The 17989-nt window shown below is 39.6% G+C and carries 10 protein-coding genes and 1 pseudogene; 1 reads left to right on the top strand and 10 read right to left on the bottom strand.

Annotated elements, in window-relative coordinates:
* Nucleotides 1–8: 8 nt before the first annotated feature.
* Genes JCM10596_RS31380 through JCM10596_RS12830 form a run of 4 tightly spaced genes read right to left on the bottom strand, consistent with a single transcriptional unit; the run spans nucleotide 9 to nucleotide 12142 of the window.
* The gene (locus JCM10596_RS31380; RefSeq protein WP_369345636.1) at nucleotides 9–206 is read right to left on the bottom strand and encodes a hypothetical protein; all 198 of its coding nucleotides are present in this window, start codon (nucleotides 204–206) and stop codon (nucleotides 9–11) included.
* A gap of 41 nt (nucleotides 207–247) precedes the next feature.
* Nucleotides 248–8545, bottom strand: coding sequence for a non-ribosomal peptide synthetase (locus JCM10596_RS25405; protein WP_081792028.1), 8298 nt, complete (start codon nucleotides 8543–8545; stop codon nucleotides 248–250).
* 42 nt (nucleotides 8546–8587) lie between these two features.
* Nucleotides 8588–10390 carry an ABC transporter ATP-binding protein gene (locus JCM10596_RS12835; RefSeq protein WP_025027478.1) on the bottom strand — a complete coding sequence of 601 codons (1803 nt, stop codon included), beginning with the start codon at nucleotides 10388–10390 and terminating at the stop codon, nucleotides 8588–8590.
* A 27-nt stretch (nucleotides 10391–10417) separates the two neighbouring features.
* Nucleotides 10418–12142, bottom strand: a complete 1725-nt coding sequence (locus tag JCM10596_RS12830; RefSeq protein WP_025027477.1) for an ABC transporter ATP-binding protein — start codon at nucleotides 12140–12142, stop codon at nucleotides 10418–10420.
* A gap of 306 nt (nucleotides 12143–12448) precedes the next feature.
* On the opposite strand from JCM10596_RS12830, the gene JCM10596_RS12825 reads away from it, so the two are divergent.
* Complete coding sequence (locus JCM10596_RS12825) at nucleotides 12449–13522, top strand: flavin-containing monooxygenase (RefSeq protein ID WP_025027476.1); 1074 nt, start codon at nucleotides 12449–12451, stop codon at nucleotides 13520–13522.
* Nucleotides 13523–13692: 170 nt separating this feature from the next.
* Here the strand turns inward: JCM10596_RS12825 and JCM10596_RS31680 are convergent.
* From JCM10596_RS31680 to JCM10596_RS31375, 6 genes and pseudogenes are all read right to left on the bottom strand, one after another.
* Nucleotides 13693–14117: pseudogene (locus JCM10596_RS31680) on the bottom strand (transposase); the annotation flags it as partial.
* 147 nt (nucleotides 14118–14264) lie between these two features.
* On the bottom strand, nucleotides 14265–14735 hold the full coding sequence (locus JCM10596_RS12820) for a DinB family protein (protein ID WP_025027475.1): 471 nt from the start codon (nucleotides 14733–14735) through the stop codon (nucleotides 14265–14267).
* Between the two features lie 62 nt (nucleotides 14736–14797).
* Nucleotides 14798–15793, bottom strand: coding sequence for a molybdopterin dinucleotide binding domain-containing protein (locus JCM10596_RS29770; protein ID WP_025027474.1), 996 nt, complete (start codon nucleotides 15791–15793; stop codon nucleotides 14798–14800).
* Nucleotides 15790–16503, bottom strand: coding sequence for a molybdopterin-dependent oxidoreductase (locus JCM10596_RS29765; RefSeq protein WP_234410497.1), 714 nt, complete (start codon nucleotides 16501–16503; stop codon nucleotides 15790–15792). Before JCM10596_RS29765 ends, JCM10596_RS29770 begins: the two co-directional genes overlap by 4 nt.
* 34 nt (nucleotides 16504–16537) lie before the next feature.
* Complete coding sequence (locus JCM10596_RS12805; RefSeq protein WP_025027472.1) at nucleotides 16538–17512, bottom strand: quinone oxidoreductase family protein; 975 nt, start codon at nucleotides 17510–17512, stop codon at nucleotides 16538–16540.
* 14 nt (nucleotides 17513–17526) lie between these two features.
* Nucleotides 17527–17925: an AMP-binding enzyme gene (locus JCM10596_RS31375; RefSeq protein ID WP_369345635.1), complete on the bottom strand. Its 399-nt coding sequence runs from the start codon at nucleotides 17923–17925 to the stop codon at nucleotides 17527–17529.
* Between the last annotated feature and the right edge of the window lie 64 nt (nucleotides 17926–17989).

The raw sequence follows: 17989 nt of genomic DNA, 5'->3' as shown, positions 1-17989 counted from the left end.
AATCACCTCTATTTATGGCTCTCTAACAGATCAAAAACTTCATCCAAATCTTCCAGACTTAAATCTTTGGCATCGAAATCACTAGGTGTTGCCTCGGTTTCTTCTTTGTTTAAACAATGCTGTAATATCTGGAGTAGCTCTTGCTTATAAATCTCTAGTAAATGTTCTACCGTTTGCTCTTCATATTCTAAGTGATGGTAGTGAATCCTAATGTGCAGCTGCCCTTCTGAAACGAGGCAAACAACATCTAACTTATATGCCTATCGGATTCTGGGCTTAATTCTTGTCCTGTAGAATACTGAGAAATGCTAAAAAGTTCATTGTCCACATCATGTGAGAATTGACCTAAATAGTTAAAGCTAAGCTCAGGATGAAAAGTTGTTTTTAAAGGACTAGGTTGTTTAGTAGAATCCATATATTTTATTATTCCGTAATGTACTCCTTTATGGGGTACCGTTCTCAGTTGTTCCTTGGTTCGTTTAATATGCTGTGCTACATCTTGCTCATCGTATACTTGGATAACCATCGGATAAAGAGCCGTGAACCAACCCACCGTTCTGGAAACCTCCAGAGAGTGATTCCCCTCTTCTCTTCCATGCCCCTCCATATGAATACAGACTTGACTGATCCTTTTCCAGTGATATAAGGCACGACTCAGCGCCGCCAACAATAAATCTTCGCTGTTGGTACGATAGGCTGTGTTGACTTGTGTAAGCCACTTCTCTGTATGTTCCCGGGATAAAGACACGGAAATTGTGCGGAAATCTTTGGTTTTACGTTGGCTAACCTGATGATCAGAAGGAATATACGTACTCGCCTGTTCAACCTCTTTCCAATACTCCAGCTCCTCCTGGTCCATTTGTTGCAGGTACTCATCCGCAAATACGCTGTTTGCCCATTCAAGATAGGAAAGGGTCTTTTTCGGCAACTCTACATGTTCAGTTGTTTTTGCCTGATGATACGCTGTTTGAAGATCCTCTAGCAATATTCTCCAAGATACTCCATCGATAACGAGATGATGAATGGCAATCAGCAGGTGATCTCCTTCTGTTGTCTTAAATAATCCCAGCTTAACCAAAGGACCTCGTTCTATATCAATACTTGCTTGAATCTGTGAAGCTTTCTCTTCGATTCTTGAAGCAAGGCTGTTTTCGGCTTCCTTTTCATCCCCTATATGGCAGTCCTGCCGTAAGTCGATGACTTCAAGAGTGAATAGCTCTCCCTCTTCCAACCCGCGATTCTTTTGACTCCACTGGGAATGGTTCTTGATGAAAACCATGCGTAGGGCATCATGATGCCAGGTAAGGGCTTGGAAAGTTTTTCGTACAAGATTCTCATCAAACCCATCTGCGCGATACAGCATGACGGATTGATTCCAATGATGTTGATTCCGTACTTCTTGATTAAAAAACCATCGCTGGATCGGGCTGAGTGGTGCTTCACCCATCACTGGTCCTTGGTCTACAACAGATTCCCATTCCGTAACATACATACTGACTGCTTCCACTGTAGGATATTGAAATACATGCTTGACCTCTACATGCTTCTGTTTTTGATTTAAACGAGTAACAATTTGTAATGCTTTGATCGAGTCTCCGCCAAGTTCAAAAAAGTTATCACGTATTCCTATAGGAGATACGCCCAATACCTCTTCCCATACCTTAGCTAGAAGCTCTTGAATATCATTTTGTGGCTCAACAAATGCTCTCTTTTTTCGTCCTTCCTTGGCTGGTTCAGGTAATGCTTTCCGATCAATCTTGCCATTCACCGTAAGTGGAAGCTTATCCAGTAAAGTAAATGATACTGGAATCATATATTCTGGTAGTCGCTCCTCCACAAAACTCCACAACTCATCCGTGGTTAATGCTGGTTCAGCAGCCACATAAGCATGCAATTCCACAGCCTTGTTCTCCATCTTATGAACGACTATGACTGCCTCCTGTACCATAGGATGTGAGGAAATATGTCGGCTAATTTCTCCAGGTTCTATCCGGTAGCCTCGTAATTTCACTTGTTCATCGATTCTACCGAGGTATTCGAGTACTCCATCTGCTCGAAAACGAGCCAGATCACCGGTTCGATACCAGCGCTCCCCTTTTATATACGGACTTTCAATAAACTTCTCTGCTGTAAGTTCAGGCTGATTAAGATAGCCTCTTGCTACTCCATCTCCTCCTACACATAATTCTCCAACAATTCCCGCTGGTAAAAAATGGAGATTAGCATTAACGACATAGGCTGTAGAGTGCTGGATCGGTCGACCTATAGGAATTGACTCTTGATATTCCTGCTCTATGAGATAATAAGTAGAAACGGTCGTGTTTTCAGTTGGACCGTACAAATTAACAATTCTAAGCTGTGGATGTCTTTGCTTAACCCGATTGATATGCGGACAAGATAAGACATCTCCCCCTACTAATAAGCATTCTAAGTCTTGAAAGAGATCCACATTTTGCTCAGATAATTGAGTGAACAAAGCGCTGGTTAAGAACATCACGTTGATCTGATTCTGCTCGATCGTCCATTGTAATTGTCGGCTATCCAACAAAACCTCTTGCTGGACTAAATAGAGCTGTCCTCCATTAAGCAAGGCACCCCAAATCTCAAATGTGCACGCATCAAAGACCATTGAACCCGTGAGTAACAAACGAGTCTGTTTGTCAAAAGAAGCATAATTCGTATTCTTCACCAAGCGGATGACATTGCGATGTTCAATCATCACTCCTTTTGGTTTTCCTGTCGAGCCTGAGGTATACATCACATAAGCTAAATGGTTAGGCAGTGGTTGACGTTGAAAGAGGTTTTGCACTGCGCTTGCAGACATTTCCCCTGTTTCGTACACTGATGCTAACCATTCATCCAGCACGAGAGTTGTTCCAGAAAAGCCAAACTCTGCTTTTGTTCCTGTAGAGTGGGCAATCAGTAGGATCTGGGCTCCACTATCTTCCAGCATATACTCCATTCTTTGAGTAGGATAAGCTGGATCAATGGGAACATAAGCACCTCCTGCCTTTAAGATAGCCAAAATACTAATGATCGTTTCTGGGGATCGATCGGCTAAGATCGCCACACACTCCTCTGTTCTTAACCCTATCTGAATGAGCTGGCTAGCCAACTGCGTACTGACATCATCTAGCTCTTGGTAGGTCCATTTATTATGCTGACCAATGACCGCCCACTGCTGGGGAGCTAAAGCAGCCTGCTCCTCAAATAATTGAACAATGTTTTTTTCTCTAGGATATACAGCCTTTGTGGCATTAAATTCTTCTAGAATTTGTTGCTTTTCTTCTGCTAGGAGCCACTCTACTCCAGCAACAGGATGGCTAGGTTGAAATGTCACACATTTTAAAATTTGTACAAAGTGCTGTGCCATTCGTTTCAGCGTTGCTTGCTGAAAAAGATTTGTATTGTATTCAAAACGGAAGCTAAAGGTATGGCTCTGTTCGATAACCTCAAATGTCAGGTCAAATTTACTGATACCATGCTTAAAGTGACAAGGTACAAATTCAACATCTGACAATGAAAATCGAGGATCAACGATATTGTTATAAGAGAACACAACATCAAACAAAGGATTCCGACTCATATCTCTCTTAACATGACCTTTTTCCATGATCTGTTCTAACGGGTAATCCTGATGCTCAAAAGCCTCAATGACCTTCTGCTTCATCCCTAGTAACAAATCGAGAAACGTGCCCTCTGCTTCAATATTGACTCGGATCGGTAAGGTATTTACAAACATTCCGATCATTGGATACGTCTCAACATGTGTTCTCCCGCTTGTCGGAAGCCCAAGGATAAATTCATGTTGATTAGAATACTTACTTAAAAGAAGTGAGAAAACAGAGAACATAAACATCTGCTTCGTTATACCATAAGTAGAAGCCAGCTCTTCCAGCAGCTTCATCACTTGTTGATTCTCTGTATAGTTCAGTGAGAATTGATAGTCATCCCCGTCAAAACGTTGGATAGCCGGACGAGCATAATCAGTTGGCAATTGAAGTGGATTGATCTCTTCACTTACCTGATTTAACCAGTATTCCCCCTGTGCCATGAACCTGTCACTATGCAAGTTCTGAGATTGCCATTCTGCAAAATCTTTGTACTGAACCTCAAGAGAAAAATCCAATTCTTTTCCTTCATACAATGCGACAAATTCTTTAATAAAAATGTGGATCGATTGTCCATCTGAAATAATATGGTGCATGTCAAATAAGAAGTAAAACTCCTCATTGCTTCTTTTGATGATTTTCAGACGAAAAAGTGGAGCCTGCATAAAATCGAAAGGACGTATAAACTCCTTCATGAGCTGCTCTGGATCAGGCTGGATGCTTTCATCCATTTCTTCTACTTCGACTTTATAATGGACCGATTCACTAATTCGTTGCACAAGATTTCCTTCTACCATATCAAAAGAGGTTCTAAACGCTTCATGTCTGTCTATCAATTGTTCGATTGCCTGCTGACATTTTTCTAAATCAAAGCGTCCTTTTATGTGCATAATTTGCGGCATATGGTAGCTTGTATCAGCTCCTTCAAATTGGGAAAGCACAAACATTCTTTTTTGAGCAGGAGAAACGATATAATGTTCCTTTTTCTCCTGTCTTGGTATGGCTATAAACTGACTCTTTTTCTTTTGCTCCAGAACATGAGCTAACTCATGAATGGTGGGATGAATAAAGAATTCCTTCAAGCTAATCTCTAAATCTAGCTTTTTATAGATGTGTGAAGCAATATGTGCCGCTTGTAAGGAATGACCCCCCAGCTCAAAAAAGTGATCATGGATCCCTATGCCTTTTATTTCTAATACTTCTTCCCACAGTAAACATAGCTCTTGTTCTATGTTGGTTGAAGGAGCTACATACTCTGTGTGCTTTCCTACCTTAACAGGCTCAGGCAATGCCTTTCGATCGATTTTGCCATTTACGTTAAGCGGAAGCTGTTTCATGACTACATAAGTAGAAGGAAGCATATATTTAGGTAAACGTGAGGCCATATAATCCTTCAAGCTTTGAACAGGAAGCTCCGCCACTCCTGTTACATAAGCTACCAGCTCCGCCTCTCGCCCATTTCCTTTTTTCGCAAGGACGATCGCTTCTTTAACAGCTGGATACTGGGTTAAGCAACTGACAATCTCCCCTAATTCAATTCGATATCCCCTTATTTTTACTTGATCATCGATACGTCCAATGTATTCAATCTGACCATCAGAACGAAAGCGAGCCATGTCCCCTGTACGATACCAGCGCTCTCCTTCTTTATATGGGCTATCAATAAACTTTTCTGAGGTTAGTTCTTCTCTGTTCAAGTATCCGCGAGCTACTCCGCCCCCTCCAACAACTAACTCTCCAGCTACCCCGATAGGAACAAGACGCAAGTGTTTATCAACAATATAAGCAGTGCTATTTGAAATGGGCTGCCCAATGGGGATCGCTTCTTCATGCTCTTGTTCTATTTCATAGTAGGTTGAGAATGTGGTATTTTCAGTCGGACCATAAATATTCTTGATCTTCACCTCTGGATGAACTTGTTTAAAACGGTTGATATGTGGAACCGAGAGGATTTCTCCTCCAACAAGTAAGGTATCCAGTCCGCCAAACAAGGAAGGATCTTGATCTGTTAATTGCATAAACAAGGCGGTGGTTACGAACATGGTATTAATCCGATATAATTCCAAAGCTTGTCCTAGCTTACGACTGTCTAATAGAGTATCTTGATCAACAAGAACGACTTGTCCCCCATTTAATAACGCTCCCCAAATTTCAAACGTACACGCATCAAAGACAACCGAGCCTGTTTGTAGGATACGAGTTGTTCTACTTAATGGTACATAATTTGTATTTTTCACCAAGCGTACAACATTCTGATTTTCAACCATAACCCCTTTGGGATTTCCTGTGGAACCAGAAGTATACATGATATAGGCTAGATCTGAAGACCCCCTGCTAACCTCACAAAATAATTCGTCGAGCTTCTCTGTGTCTTCCTTACCAGCGCCTTCCGTCTTGTGTATCCATTCATTGATGCAAATCATCTTTCCAGCGTACATAATATCTGTTCTGTTATTTTTGTCTAACGTGAGGAGAAAGACTGCTTGAGAATCCTCCAGCATAAACTCTATTCTTTGAGCTGGAAACAGAGGATCAATGGGTACATAGGCTCCACCAGCCTTAACAATAGCTAAGATGCCTACAATCATTTCCACTGAACGCTCCGCCAGAATAGCAACACGTTGCTCTTTCTTCAGACCACATTCTAGTAAATAAGCTGCTAATCGATTCGCTCTGCGATTGAGTTCACGATAAGTGAGGGATTGTTGATCACTGATCACTGCCCAAGAGTCTGAACATTCAACAGCCTGCTCTTCAAAAAGCTGAGCAATGCTTTTCTCATCAGGATACTCGGCGCTCGTGCTATTCCATTCTTCGACGAGTTGTTTCTTCTCTTCTGGTCTAACAAACTCTAACTCTTGTAAAGGTTGATCTGAATAGTCGGTCACCAGGTCTATCGTGTGCAGCAAATTCTGAACCATTCTTTCGATCGTTTCGTGTTTATAGAGTGTAGAATCGTAACGAATCAGAATCTGAAGCTCTTCACTAGCTTGATAAAATTGTAAGACCCATTCATAGTCTGCAACATTCACCGTTTCAACATCGATGTCTTCCTCTAAGAAAATGGAGCTAAGGTATAAAGCTCCTAACGAGCGTAGCTCCACTGGATCAACAGATAATTCCTTCATCACTTCTTGTAATGGATAGTCCCTATTTGCATAGCTCTCCTCTATTTTTTTCTGGGCTTGATTAAAGAAATCAATAAAAGAGGATTGAGAATCGATAGAAAGGCGCAGAGCTAATACATGCTGAAATTGATCTACTATCTCTTCCTTCGTGTTATATTTTCTGCCGAGAGCTGGAATGTGAATCAGAACCTCTTCACTCGCAGAATAGGTTGACCAAAAGAGAGCAAAAGCACTCATGATCAGCGAATCATACTTCTCTTGATTGTTCTTTTGAAGCCATTGCTTCATCCTGTCAGATAGTGATGGGCTAAGAGCCCTGTTAAATTGGTTGATCGCTCTTTCTTCACCAATAGCTCTCTGATAATCCGCACTACTCTTGGTATCAAACAGCTCGCTATTCAATTCTTTTAGCCAGTATTTACGTTGCTTTCTACCCTGTTCAGATAAAAGATATGGATTCCACAGAAAATCAGAGGATTCAGCCAAGCTGGACAAGGTGTATGATCCTATTGATTTCGCTGGTTCTGCTAGTACTTGCTGACCAAGCGCTTCTATCCCCTGTAAGATGCTTTGCATTTGTCTTGGTGTAAAAAGAGCTGTACGATAATCCATATTTAATTCAATCGTACCTTCAAGATAATCTTTCACATGCAGAACACACTCGTATCCTTCATGACCACTTGATAGTATTTCTGTTTCATACTCTATGTTTTCATTTTTCTCAAATTTCATCGGTTGGTATTCAATACATATTTCAAAAAGCGAATCTATCGAAAAGCCTTGCTCTCTTAGATCACGCATTAATAAGTCATAGGGATACTTTTGATGCCTCATCATCTTGCTCTGTTTCTTTTGTGTTTCCCGTGCAAAAGCAATAAAATCGAGAGCTGGTTCAATCTGAGAACGTATTGGGATCGTGCTGACAAACATTCCCTGCATTTGTTTTTCTGAAGCACTCGTACGATTGGCATAATTGGTACCAAGTGTGATATCTTCTCTCGCCGTTACTTTGTAAAGATACAGCAGAAAAAGAGAAGTGAAAAAAGTAAATACACCTATTTGATGCTCCTCGCATAGCTCTTGAATTCTTTCTTTTTGTCCCTTTGAAATCACAAGAGTTTCGCGCTCGGCAAGCGTAGAGGTTTCTAATAGATTATGAGTAGTCAACCTAGTAAACTGAGGTGGAATGCTAAATTCATCTAACCAGAAAGCTCGATCTTTCGAAAAACGTTTACTGTGTAAGTATTCTTGCTCACTATGTATGTATTCTAAGTAGGAAAATTCTTCACCACTAGCAGCTTGTGCATCAGGCTTCTCACTTGATGCTAGCTGGTTATAGCGATCTACAATCCTGTTCGCTATCAATACCATCGAAATCCCATCACTGATGATATGGTGGTTGCGTACCAAACACCAGGTTTCTAATGGAGCGACTTTGAGAATAGTGAAATCGTAGAGCTCCGAATCTAACAGCTTGATCGGACGCCGGTTTCTTTCCTCGATCCATTCTTTTTTCTTCTGTTCTTTTTCTTCAATTAGATCAATGACCTCAATGTCAAACTGTCTATATTCTGCTAGATACTGTTGTGGTTCATGCCCTTTTCCCTCTACGATTCTTAGGCGCAATGCTGGTTGACTTTTCACTAAGTCTTGCAGTGCTTGGTGTAGAATCTGCTCATCTATCTCCCCTTTTAGTTTCAAAATCCCAGATAAGCAGCTAATGTTTGTATGTGGATAGAACTTCTCCGTATACCAAATTCTCTTTTGCGGATGAGTTAAATCATACATCACTTTATCTTTCATCATATCCACCTCTTTTTATAATTAAATGTAAAAATAGATGTATTTCTAGACGATTTTTTGATTGTGATGACTAGTATGTTGGTTTTCTTTTTCAAAGAGTTGGTAAAATAGACCTCTTCCTTCTATTAAGTCATGATATGTACCTTTTTCCACAATCCTTCCTTGATCCATTACATAGATCTCGTCTAGATTTTCTGTCATCGTCAGACGGTGAGTGATGATGAGAGTTGTTCTATTTTCCATTAGATGTGTTAATGCTTGACGCACATACATTTCCGAGTCAGTATCTAGCGCCGAGGTTGGTTCATCAAGTAACAGAATAGGAGCATCTTTGAGCAAGGCTCTCGCTATAGCGATTCTCTGTCGCTGCCCCCCTGACAGCTTGGCACCATTCTCTCCAACAAGAGTTTCGTATTGATCAGGAAGTTGCATAATAAAGTCATGCGCATAGGCATGTTTTGCCGCTTGGATAAGCTGTTCCTCAGAAGCTTGAACTTGTCCATCTTTTATATTTTCTTTTATTGTTCCTTCAAACAAATAAGAATCTTGAGAAACGTAAGAGATTAAGCCCCTCCACTCCTTCAGGGTATGCTGTTGAAAGGGTTTCTCAAAAAGAAAGATTTCTCCTCCAACCGGAGGATAGAAGCCCATTATTAATTTAAATAACGTGCTTTTTCCACAACCGCTGTCTCCCACAATGGCAATCGCTTTACCCTCTTGAATTGAAAATGAAAGCTGATGTAGTACAGATTGATCTTCTAAGTAGTGAAAACTCACATTGTCAAAGGAAAGAGCCGATTTGTGCTCTTCTTTTACAATCTCTTCTACAACCTCTTCTTTCGACCGATCCTTGATCAGAGGTTGATCTTCCTTTTCAATTGATGAATCCAAGAGATCAAAAATTCTCTTTGCTCCCGAAAGAGATTGTTGCATGGAAGCAATAATCTTACCAAATCCCATAAAAACAAAGATGAGCGTCGTTTGGAGCTGAACGAGCTGTCCTAAAATACCTAGTTCTTCCTTGGAGTATATGACAATCCCTGTCACAATCATTCCACCAAACAAGGCAAAGCCGATAAAGAAATTCAAAGCATCTAATAAAGCTAATTTATTTCCTTCTTGTACATACGTTTTGCTTACATCTTGATTGACTTTAGAAAAACGGTTGACCATTAGCTTCCCTATTGGGAACATCTTGATCACTTTATAACCATCTAGAATGTCCGACACTTTACTTGTCATCTTCGCTACGTCTTCTTGCATCCTATCGTTCACTTGACGTAAGGGCTGGATAAATCGATGATTCACGATCCCCGCAACAATCGTGATCAAGATGAGGATGACAGAAAATCTCCAATCTGTAATCAACATGAACACAACGGCAAACACTAACATAAATAAACTTTGAATCATTCTTTGCATATTCAAACCATACGTTTGCTCCACCTTCGTTATATCGTTGCTCAAGCGTGAAATCACTTCTCCATGATGCTGTTGATCAAAATAAGAAATAGGTAGCTTCATCAAATGATCAAACGTAGTTAAACGAATATCTGCCATTGTTTTCTTGACAATACGCTGTAGAAAATAATGAACCATAGGGGCAAAGATGCTAAAGAATAGAAAGGTAGCACAAATCATCACACCTGACCGGACAAGCAAATCAATATCACGCTGAATCGATGCATCGATCATATCTCTTAGAGCATAGCTTATAAGAACAGGAAGTACCGCAACGATTAAGCTATCAAGAATAATCAATATTATGTACGATTTATAATGAGAAGATAGAAACGAGAGTAACCTTGAAAACTCACGCAACATAGTAGAAGCCTCTTTTTTGATCATCTTTTCCCCTCGCGAACACTGATAATTTTAAAAGCTATTGATTGGTTTTAATTCTTCTAGAGAGTCATTCTCTTCTTGTTTAACAGTGAGGACTCCCTCCTTTAATTCCCACACCAGATCATAATCCTGTATGGTAGAAAGTCGATGACTGATCACTAATACCGTTCTGTTTTCAGATAGCTTCCTTATTCCAGCGTTAACCAACTCTTCTGTATGAGTATCTAAAGCTGAGGTTGGTTCATCGAGTAATAAGAGAGGGGCATCTTTCAAAAAGGCACGTGCAATCGCTATACGTTGTTTTTGACCACCTGATAATTCAAATCCATTTTCACCTAATATTGTTTGATATCCCTGAGGAAGCTCCATAATAAACGAATGGGCATGGGCTAATTTAGCCGCTTCAACAATTTCTTCATGCGTCGCATTCAAATTCCCATAGGCAATATTTTCAGCAATGGTATTCGGGAACAAATAGATATCTTGTGATACAAGAGCAATTTTTGAACGCAGCTCTTGAGTATCCCAATTATTCACATCCACTCCAAACACTTTGATCTTGCCATTCTGCACAGGATAAAATCCGCATAAAAGCTTAAAGAATGTGGTTTTTCCACTACCACTTGGACCAATAATGGCTACTTTCTGATATTTTTTAACTGAGAAAGAAACATCCCGTAGAACCATTTCATTCTTTTGATAGGAAAAATCAATATTTTCAAAACAAATCGGTTCTTCATGTCTTTCTGGAATAAACGTCATAGGCGATGATTCTTCTAATGGAAAGGCTAGTACTTCTGAAATTCTTTTATAGCTTCCTAGGGCCTTTTGCCCCTGCACAAACAATTCTGGAATAGACGAAACATTTTGTAGAATAAGACCTAATAGATAAATAAAGACAATAAGACCATCAACCCGCAATTCATTTTTTGAAATCAAATACGAGGCAAATAAAATACAGACAACGATTGGACTCGACATAATAAAAATCTGGACTGGATTAATTAGAGCTTGGCGAAACTCGATTTGTAAGCTTTTATGTAGAACTTGAGAAACACTATTTTGATATTTATGAAATAGGCGATGATATAGGTGAAACACTTTTACAATATGTATTCCATGAATGGTATCTTTCACTACTGAAAGGTTTGTTCCCATTGATTTCTGCAATTCGGTTGTATACCCTTGAAGAGGCTTGCTTAAAAAATGAGTGATAATTAAAGCGATTGGAATCACCGATAGACTGACAAGAATTAATTTCCAATTTACAACCAATAGATAAGTAAAAGCTCCTATAAGCATGAGAGGTTCATAGATAAAACGAGGAAATTGTTCTGTAAAAAAACGCTGTAATACTGTGGTATCATGTGTCACACGTGAAACAAAATCTCCTGAATGGTACTTTTCTATCGTTGAAAACTTGTATCTGTCAATTTTTTCTACCATACTCTTTCTTAAATCAAAAATAACATAGGCGCCTAATCGTACTGAAGATCGCTTAATTAAGTAATAACTCAGAAAACCGCCTGCAACGCAAACAATCAAACCTAGTAAAATCTCTAGTAGTCCTTGGTCATGATCCTGAATGGTATATGCCGTAAGTTTTTGAATAAAAACCCCAATAAAAATTTCTACAAAGGAAACTAAGATACTAAAGACAATCGTAATCATCAGCCAAAAAGAATAAGGTCGAATGACTGTACCTATTTCTCTAAGTAAAGAGGGTTTTTTTTGAGCATTTAACAATTTCGACATCTATACACCTTCTTTCCTTTACTCGTAAGTGGATCAAATGGATCACATCCTTTCTTACTATATTCTACAGGATCATGGTACTAAATGTCTATTTTTCCATATACTCAGATAATAACATAGTTATATTATAGTGACAATGACAAGTCTTCATATTTCTATATTTTCAAACTATTTTTAGATTATATTTCCACCTCCATTTAAAAAACTCCTTTAATATTTTAAAAAATTATTATAAAATTATTATATTCAAATAATCATTTGATTATTAGCTTATAAATATGGTTATTTATAAAGGAGTGAGGAGTAATGAAAAAAAATGTTCAAGTCGTTATCATAGGGGCTGGACAGGCAGGAATGGCGATCGGCTACTATTTAAAACAGCAGGGCGAGTCATTTATTCTATTGGATTCAAGTAAGCGGATCGGTGATTCCTGGAGAAGGAGGTATGAATCGTTAGTTTTGTTTACTCCTCGGGGCTATAGCTCTCTCCCCGGTTTACCAATGAAAGGATCAGCAGAAGGGTTTCCCACAAAGGACGAAGTGGCAGATTATTTAGAGCAATATGCAACTCATTTTCAGCTACCAGTACAACTAAACACCTATGTCAAATCGCTCAAAAAAATAACCAATCAATTTCAATTAAAAACAAGCCAAGGGACCATCATAGCTGATCAAGTTGTGGTTGCTTCTGGAGCTTTTCAACAACCTTATATTCCCCCCATCGTTAAAAGTAAGAATCCTGAAACAGAACTTTTTCAAGTTCACTCTTCCTCCTACCAATCTCCTGCACAAATTCCTAGGGGTTCTACATTAGTTATTGGAGGCGGAAACTCAGGTGCACAAATCGCTGTTGAGTTAGTAGAAGATAGAGAGGTTACAATAGCTACTAATCATCCCTTTCATTTCTTACCTCTTCACTTTTTAGGAAAAAGCATTTTCTTCTGGTTAGAGCGATTGGGTTTATTGTATGCTGGGATTAATACCCTCAAAGGGAAATGGTTTAGAAAGCGAAACGACCCTATCTTTGGAAGCGATCTGAAGAAGTTGCTTGCGGAAGAAAAAGTGAAGCTAAGACCAAAAGTGCGACAAGTTATTGGTAACGAAGTTATCTTTGAGGATCATAGTAGTGAGAGATATGATAACATTATTTGGTCCACTGGTTTTACTCCCTCCTATGAGTGGATTGAAATTGAGGGGGCTTTATCAGATAAGGGAGTTCCCTTGCATGAGAGAGGCATTAGTCCTATTAAAGGACTTTATTATATGGGCTTACCTTGGCAATATCAGCGAGGCTCTGCTTTGCTTTGCGGGGTGGGTCGTGATGCGGAGTATCTTGCACCGTATATTCTGCATCAAAATGAACATTCAGATTTAAACTAAGAAAAACTCGGCTTTGCCGAGTCCTTTTTGTTTTGGTGTTTTTATGAAGCTTAGTACCTCCAACTGACAGCAGGGGAATACCTATCCTCCATTCCAACGCTCATCGCTTAACTTCCATTTCGGACAGATATTCCCCTGCCTAGCTTGTCCTCTTTAGTCTATTCCTACATTACTACTAGCACTCCGTCTAGAAGGCAGACTTCCCCCTTGTACTCATAATAATTTTCACAAGTATTGCATATCATTGGATCTCTTCCACTCTGTTGGCAGATTCTCTGTTTCCAATTTCTTCTTGTCACACTTTTCTTTACCTTTACAATCCATTTTCTTGTTTCTTTTGCTGCTAGACTAATGAGTTTTTTACTAACAGCTTTAATTCTTCTTGAATAAATTCCTTAGTACCTAATGGTTTTAAAGTTTTCGTCAGGAATATGTCGAATTGAACGTGAAATAAACTCCTCCACGGTTATTATTTCTCTCTTTGCTTGACCATCTGTCTTATCTTTATATTTATTTTCCCATCATACTCTTCAATTCTATGTATGGCTATTGCAGGTCTACGAATATATCTCCCGATATATCCTAGTTGCTTTTTACAAAATTGTCCTAATGGTTATTCTCGTCAAAAAAGATTCTTTTCAGAGTGTTTGTCTCCATAATTCTATTTTAACAGAAAACTTAAAAAGGGATCTCACGATCCCTAAAATCTTATAAATTCTTATACGTTAATAAAAGACCTCGCCTATTTCTGAATCAGAGATTTATAGATTTTGATTACACTTACATGCATTCCCTCATGGTATAGATTGAAATTCAAAAATTCACCAGTGGTTTCTAGAGCAAAACCGCTTCCTGTTGTGAACTTTTGTTTCGTTTCTTCTTCTAATCGGTTGGTCAGGGCTGATTGAATACGTTCTTGCTGTCCCTCTAATAAATCTCTAAGCTCCTTCATGCTTGGAGGCTCAGTAACCCAATCGAGAGGGGTGGTTCCATTTGAAAACCACTCTTTGAATCCTTTCACGCCATGCATTGGTAAGTCATTGTAATAAAAAGCAAAAGCCTCATTGACAAAATAGATATGCCCAAGCTGCCACCTGATATTATTTCTAAATCCTTCAGGTATCACATCCGCCATCTCGTCTGAAACATCCTCTATAACTCGCATCGTATTGCTACGAACAAACTCCAGTTGCTTAAAGATGATCTTTTCCAATGTACCATCACTCCTAAGATAAGATTTTTTTTACAATAAATCCCTTTAAAAGCTAATATATATCATTTTAACTTTTCTATCACTACAGAAATTCCATTAAGCACAGCATTACCAGATGCACAATCAACCTCTTGCTCATCCGTTAATAGATTCATATTAATTCCGGCAACCCTTGATGCTACAGCAAGGCGTGTTCCTCTGAGGTTATGACCCCAGCCATGCGGGAGGCTCACAATACCCGGCATAACGTCATGCGTAATATGAACGGGAGCTTCTACTTTTCCGGTACGAGATTGGATTAACACGATATCTCCTGATGAAAGACCTCGTTTTTTTGCGTCTTGGATATGCATCCACAATGTACAGCGATTCTCTCCCTTAACTAATACAGGAAGATTATGCATCCATGAATTGTTGCTCCGCAGATCCCTTCTTCCTACCAATAGCAAATTCTCTGCTTCGTCTTCCTCTAGTTCTAGGCGCTTACTATCTTCCAGTAGGACAGGAGCTACAAGTTCTATTTTTCCTGATCGAGTAGCAATAATCTCTTGTATTCTCGGTTCCAGTTCGCCCAAATCCATTCCGTGAGGATGTGCTTCCAGTACGGAGAGACTCAAACCTTCCTTTCGGCTCCCAAAGTGATCACCATAAGGACCTACTCTAAGGTAAAAATCCAAAAATCTTTCTGGCCCAGTTCTTTCCTTTAAACATTCTAAAATAAATAAGGGATCTTCTGCGTGAATGGGAGAATGCGGGTCCTTCACCTCGTGTTTGATCAATTCCAAAATAGCTAAATCATCCAATTTTCTCCACGAATCACCATGCAACTCATCTTGACTCCTTTCACTTACAAGTGAAGCTAAGCGTAGAAGAATCTCCCATTCATCCATTTGTCCTTCAGAAAGATCAAAGACTGCTTTAGAATAATGTGCCACATTGCGTATCGAAAATGAAGAAAAAATCAAATCGTAATGTGCTCTCTCCAAAGGCGATGGTACAGGTAAAAGAACATTTGCATTTCGGGTTGTTTCGTTAAGATAAAAATCCACACTAATCATGAATGGAAGACTCTCCCATCAGAGCCGGGACGTATAAAATAATGTTCATCAGCAAGTTTTGCGGTTAATGTTCGAACAGGATCTATGACAATCAATTTTCCACCACGACTTTTTAATTCATTCAAACGTTTACGCATGTTTGGAGCCGTCATCAAACTTCCATTAGATGATAGAGGATTTGCTCCAATAATCAGGAGGAAATGAGTATGATCGATATCTGGTATAGGAATATATGCATCGCTTCCAAACAGGAGCTCAGAAGAAAGTTGCTTCGGGATCTGATCCATGGTACTTGCAGAAAAGATATTGCGACTTCCTAACGCTCTTAAAAAGATTGGCGCATAAATAAGTCCCCCTAAATTATGTACGTTAGGATTCCCTAAATAAGTTGCCACTGCATTCCGGCCATATTCTTGGATAATGGGGATTAAACCTTTTTCTATTTCACTGAAAGCTTCTTCCCACGATACCTCTTTCCAATCAGCACCATGACGAATCATGGGTGTTCGAATACGATCTGGATCCGAATGGAGCTCTTTTATACTATATCCTTTGGGGCAGATGTACCCTCTACTTAAGGGATCTAACTTATCTCCTTGGATATGAACCACTTCCCCTTCCAGTGTATGAATTTCTAATCCACATGTAGCTTCACATAAAGGGCAAGTGCGATAATGAATGGTCGCTTTGTCATTTATAGCTTCTTTCATCCTGCTCACATGATACCACCACCCCACTTTGGCTTTAAGGATTTAATATTATTTTCCCGGTTGTCTGTCTTCCTTCTAGTAATTCGTGTGCTCTTTTTGCCTCTTCTAAGGGAAAGCTTTCACCAATGACCAATTTTAATTTGCCTTCAGCAACATAATTCAGCAGGGCTTCCACACCTGTCTTATGTAGTGTGGGGTTGCTGACAAAATGGACGAGCCAGAACCCTATAATACTAACATTGCGATACATGAGGATAGCAGGATCAAAAAGCGTTTCTTGTCCACCTGCTCGACCATAGATGACTAGGCGCCCGTTTGTAGCCATACATGTAACACTTTTTTGAAAAATATCTCCTCCCACCATTTCTAACAGGATATCGACTCCTTTTCCATCCGTGTTAGCAAGCACTTCTTTGTGCCAACTCTCTTCTGTATAATTAATTCCTATATCCGCTCCAAGTGACGTCGCGAGATCTAGTTTCTCTGAGCTACTCGCAGTGGCAATGATTGTCCCCGCTCCCCATAGCTTTGCTAATTGAACGGCTAACGTCCCTACTCCACCAGCGGCAGCATGAATTAAAACAGTGTCACCAGCTGACATTCGTGCAGAGGTTTTTAGTATATGGTAGGCTGAAAGTCCCTGACCTAGAAGTGCCGCAGCTTGATTGAAATCAACATGATCAGGTATACGAATCAGCTGTGAAGCATGAAGAGCAATATATTCTGCATACCCGCCACATTCCGGTAAAGCAACCACTCGGTCGCCCACTTTAAAATCAGTTACATCAGATGAAACTTCAACGATCTCTCCAGCAACTTCAAACCCAGGAATATAAGGGAGTGGGGTTTTTGCTAGATATTGACCATATCGTCTAGCAGTATCTGCAAAATTTACTCCAGCTGCCTTCACCTGTACCAATACTTCACCTAGCTTGATTTGCGGCAGGGGTAGATCAACGACTTGTAATACATCTGGACTTCCATAGTTTTGAAATTGAACCGCTTTCATTTTTTCTCGTCTCCTTACTTATCCTTTTCTACCAGTATACCACTAGACCTTTGTTTTGTGCGCTGGATATGCCTCGCTTCATCTCTCAATTCTCGTTTTAATAATTTTCCTACAGCAGATTTTGGGAGTTGATCACGAAATTCTATCATTTTAGGAATTTTATAAGCTGCTAAATATTTACGACAAAGAGCCATTAATTCTTCAACTGTCACTTCGCACTCTTTCTTAAGCATTACAAAAGCTTTGACCGTTTCACCGCGATATTCATCGGGAACACCTACAACAATGACTTCCTGAATGGACGGATGTTGATACAGCACCTCTTCGATCTCACGAGGATAGACGTTAAATCCACTGGCAATAATCACATCTTTTTTCCGATCGACAATATAAAAATATCCATTCTCATCCATTCGTGCTAAATCTCCAGTAAACAGCCAGCCATCTTTAAGTGTAGCTGCTGTTTCTTTAGGCTTA

The sequence above is a fragment of the Caldalkalibacillus mannanilyticus JCM 10596 genome (assembly GCF_000615945.1).
In the GTDB taxonomy this organism is placed as follows: Bacteria; Bacillota; Bacilli; order Caldalkalibacillales; family JCM-10596; genus Bacillus_AT; species Bacillus_AT mannanilyticus.
Note: the sequence above shows the minus strand (reverse complement) of the source record. Positions and strands in the feature narration are given on the sequence as shown.

Bases quoted from the DNA above. Each gene is read 5' to 3' on its own strand.
- JCM10596_RS31375 (WP_369345635.1), bottom strand. From the start codon at position 17,925: ATGGATGAGAATGGATATTTTTATATTGTCGATCGGAAAAAAGATGTG.
- JCM10596_RS29770 (WP_025027474.1), bottom strand. From the start codon at position 15,793: ATGATTAGTGTGGATTTTTATCTTAACGAAACAACCCGAAATGCAAAT.
- JCM10596_RS12830 (WP_025027477.1), bottom strand. From the start codon at position 12,142: ATGTCGAAATTGTTAAATGCTCAAAAAAAACCCTCTTTACTTAGAGAA.
- JCM10596_RS12835 (WP_025027478.1), bottom strand. From the start codon at position 10,390: ATGATCAAAAAAGAGGCTTCTACTATGTTGCGTGAGTTTTCAAGGTTA.
- JCM10596_RS12805 (WP_025027472.1), bottom strand. From the start codon at position 17,512: ATGAAAGCGGTTCAATTTCAAAACTATGGAAGTCCAGATGTATTACAA.
- JCM10596_RS25405 (WP_081792028.1), bottom strand. From the start codon at position 8,545: ATGATGAAAGATAAAGTGATGTATGATTTAACTCATCCGCAAAAGAGA.
- JCM10596_RS29765 (WP_234410497.1), bottom strand. From the start codon at position 16,503: ATGAAAGAAGCTATAAATGACAAAGCGACCATTCATTATCGCACTTGC.
- JCM10596_RS12825 (WP_025027476.1), top strand. From the start codon at position 12,449: ATGAAAAAAAATGTTCAAGTCGTTATCATAGGGGCTGGACAGGCAGGA.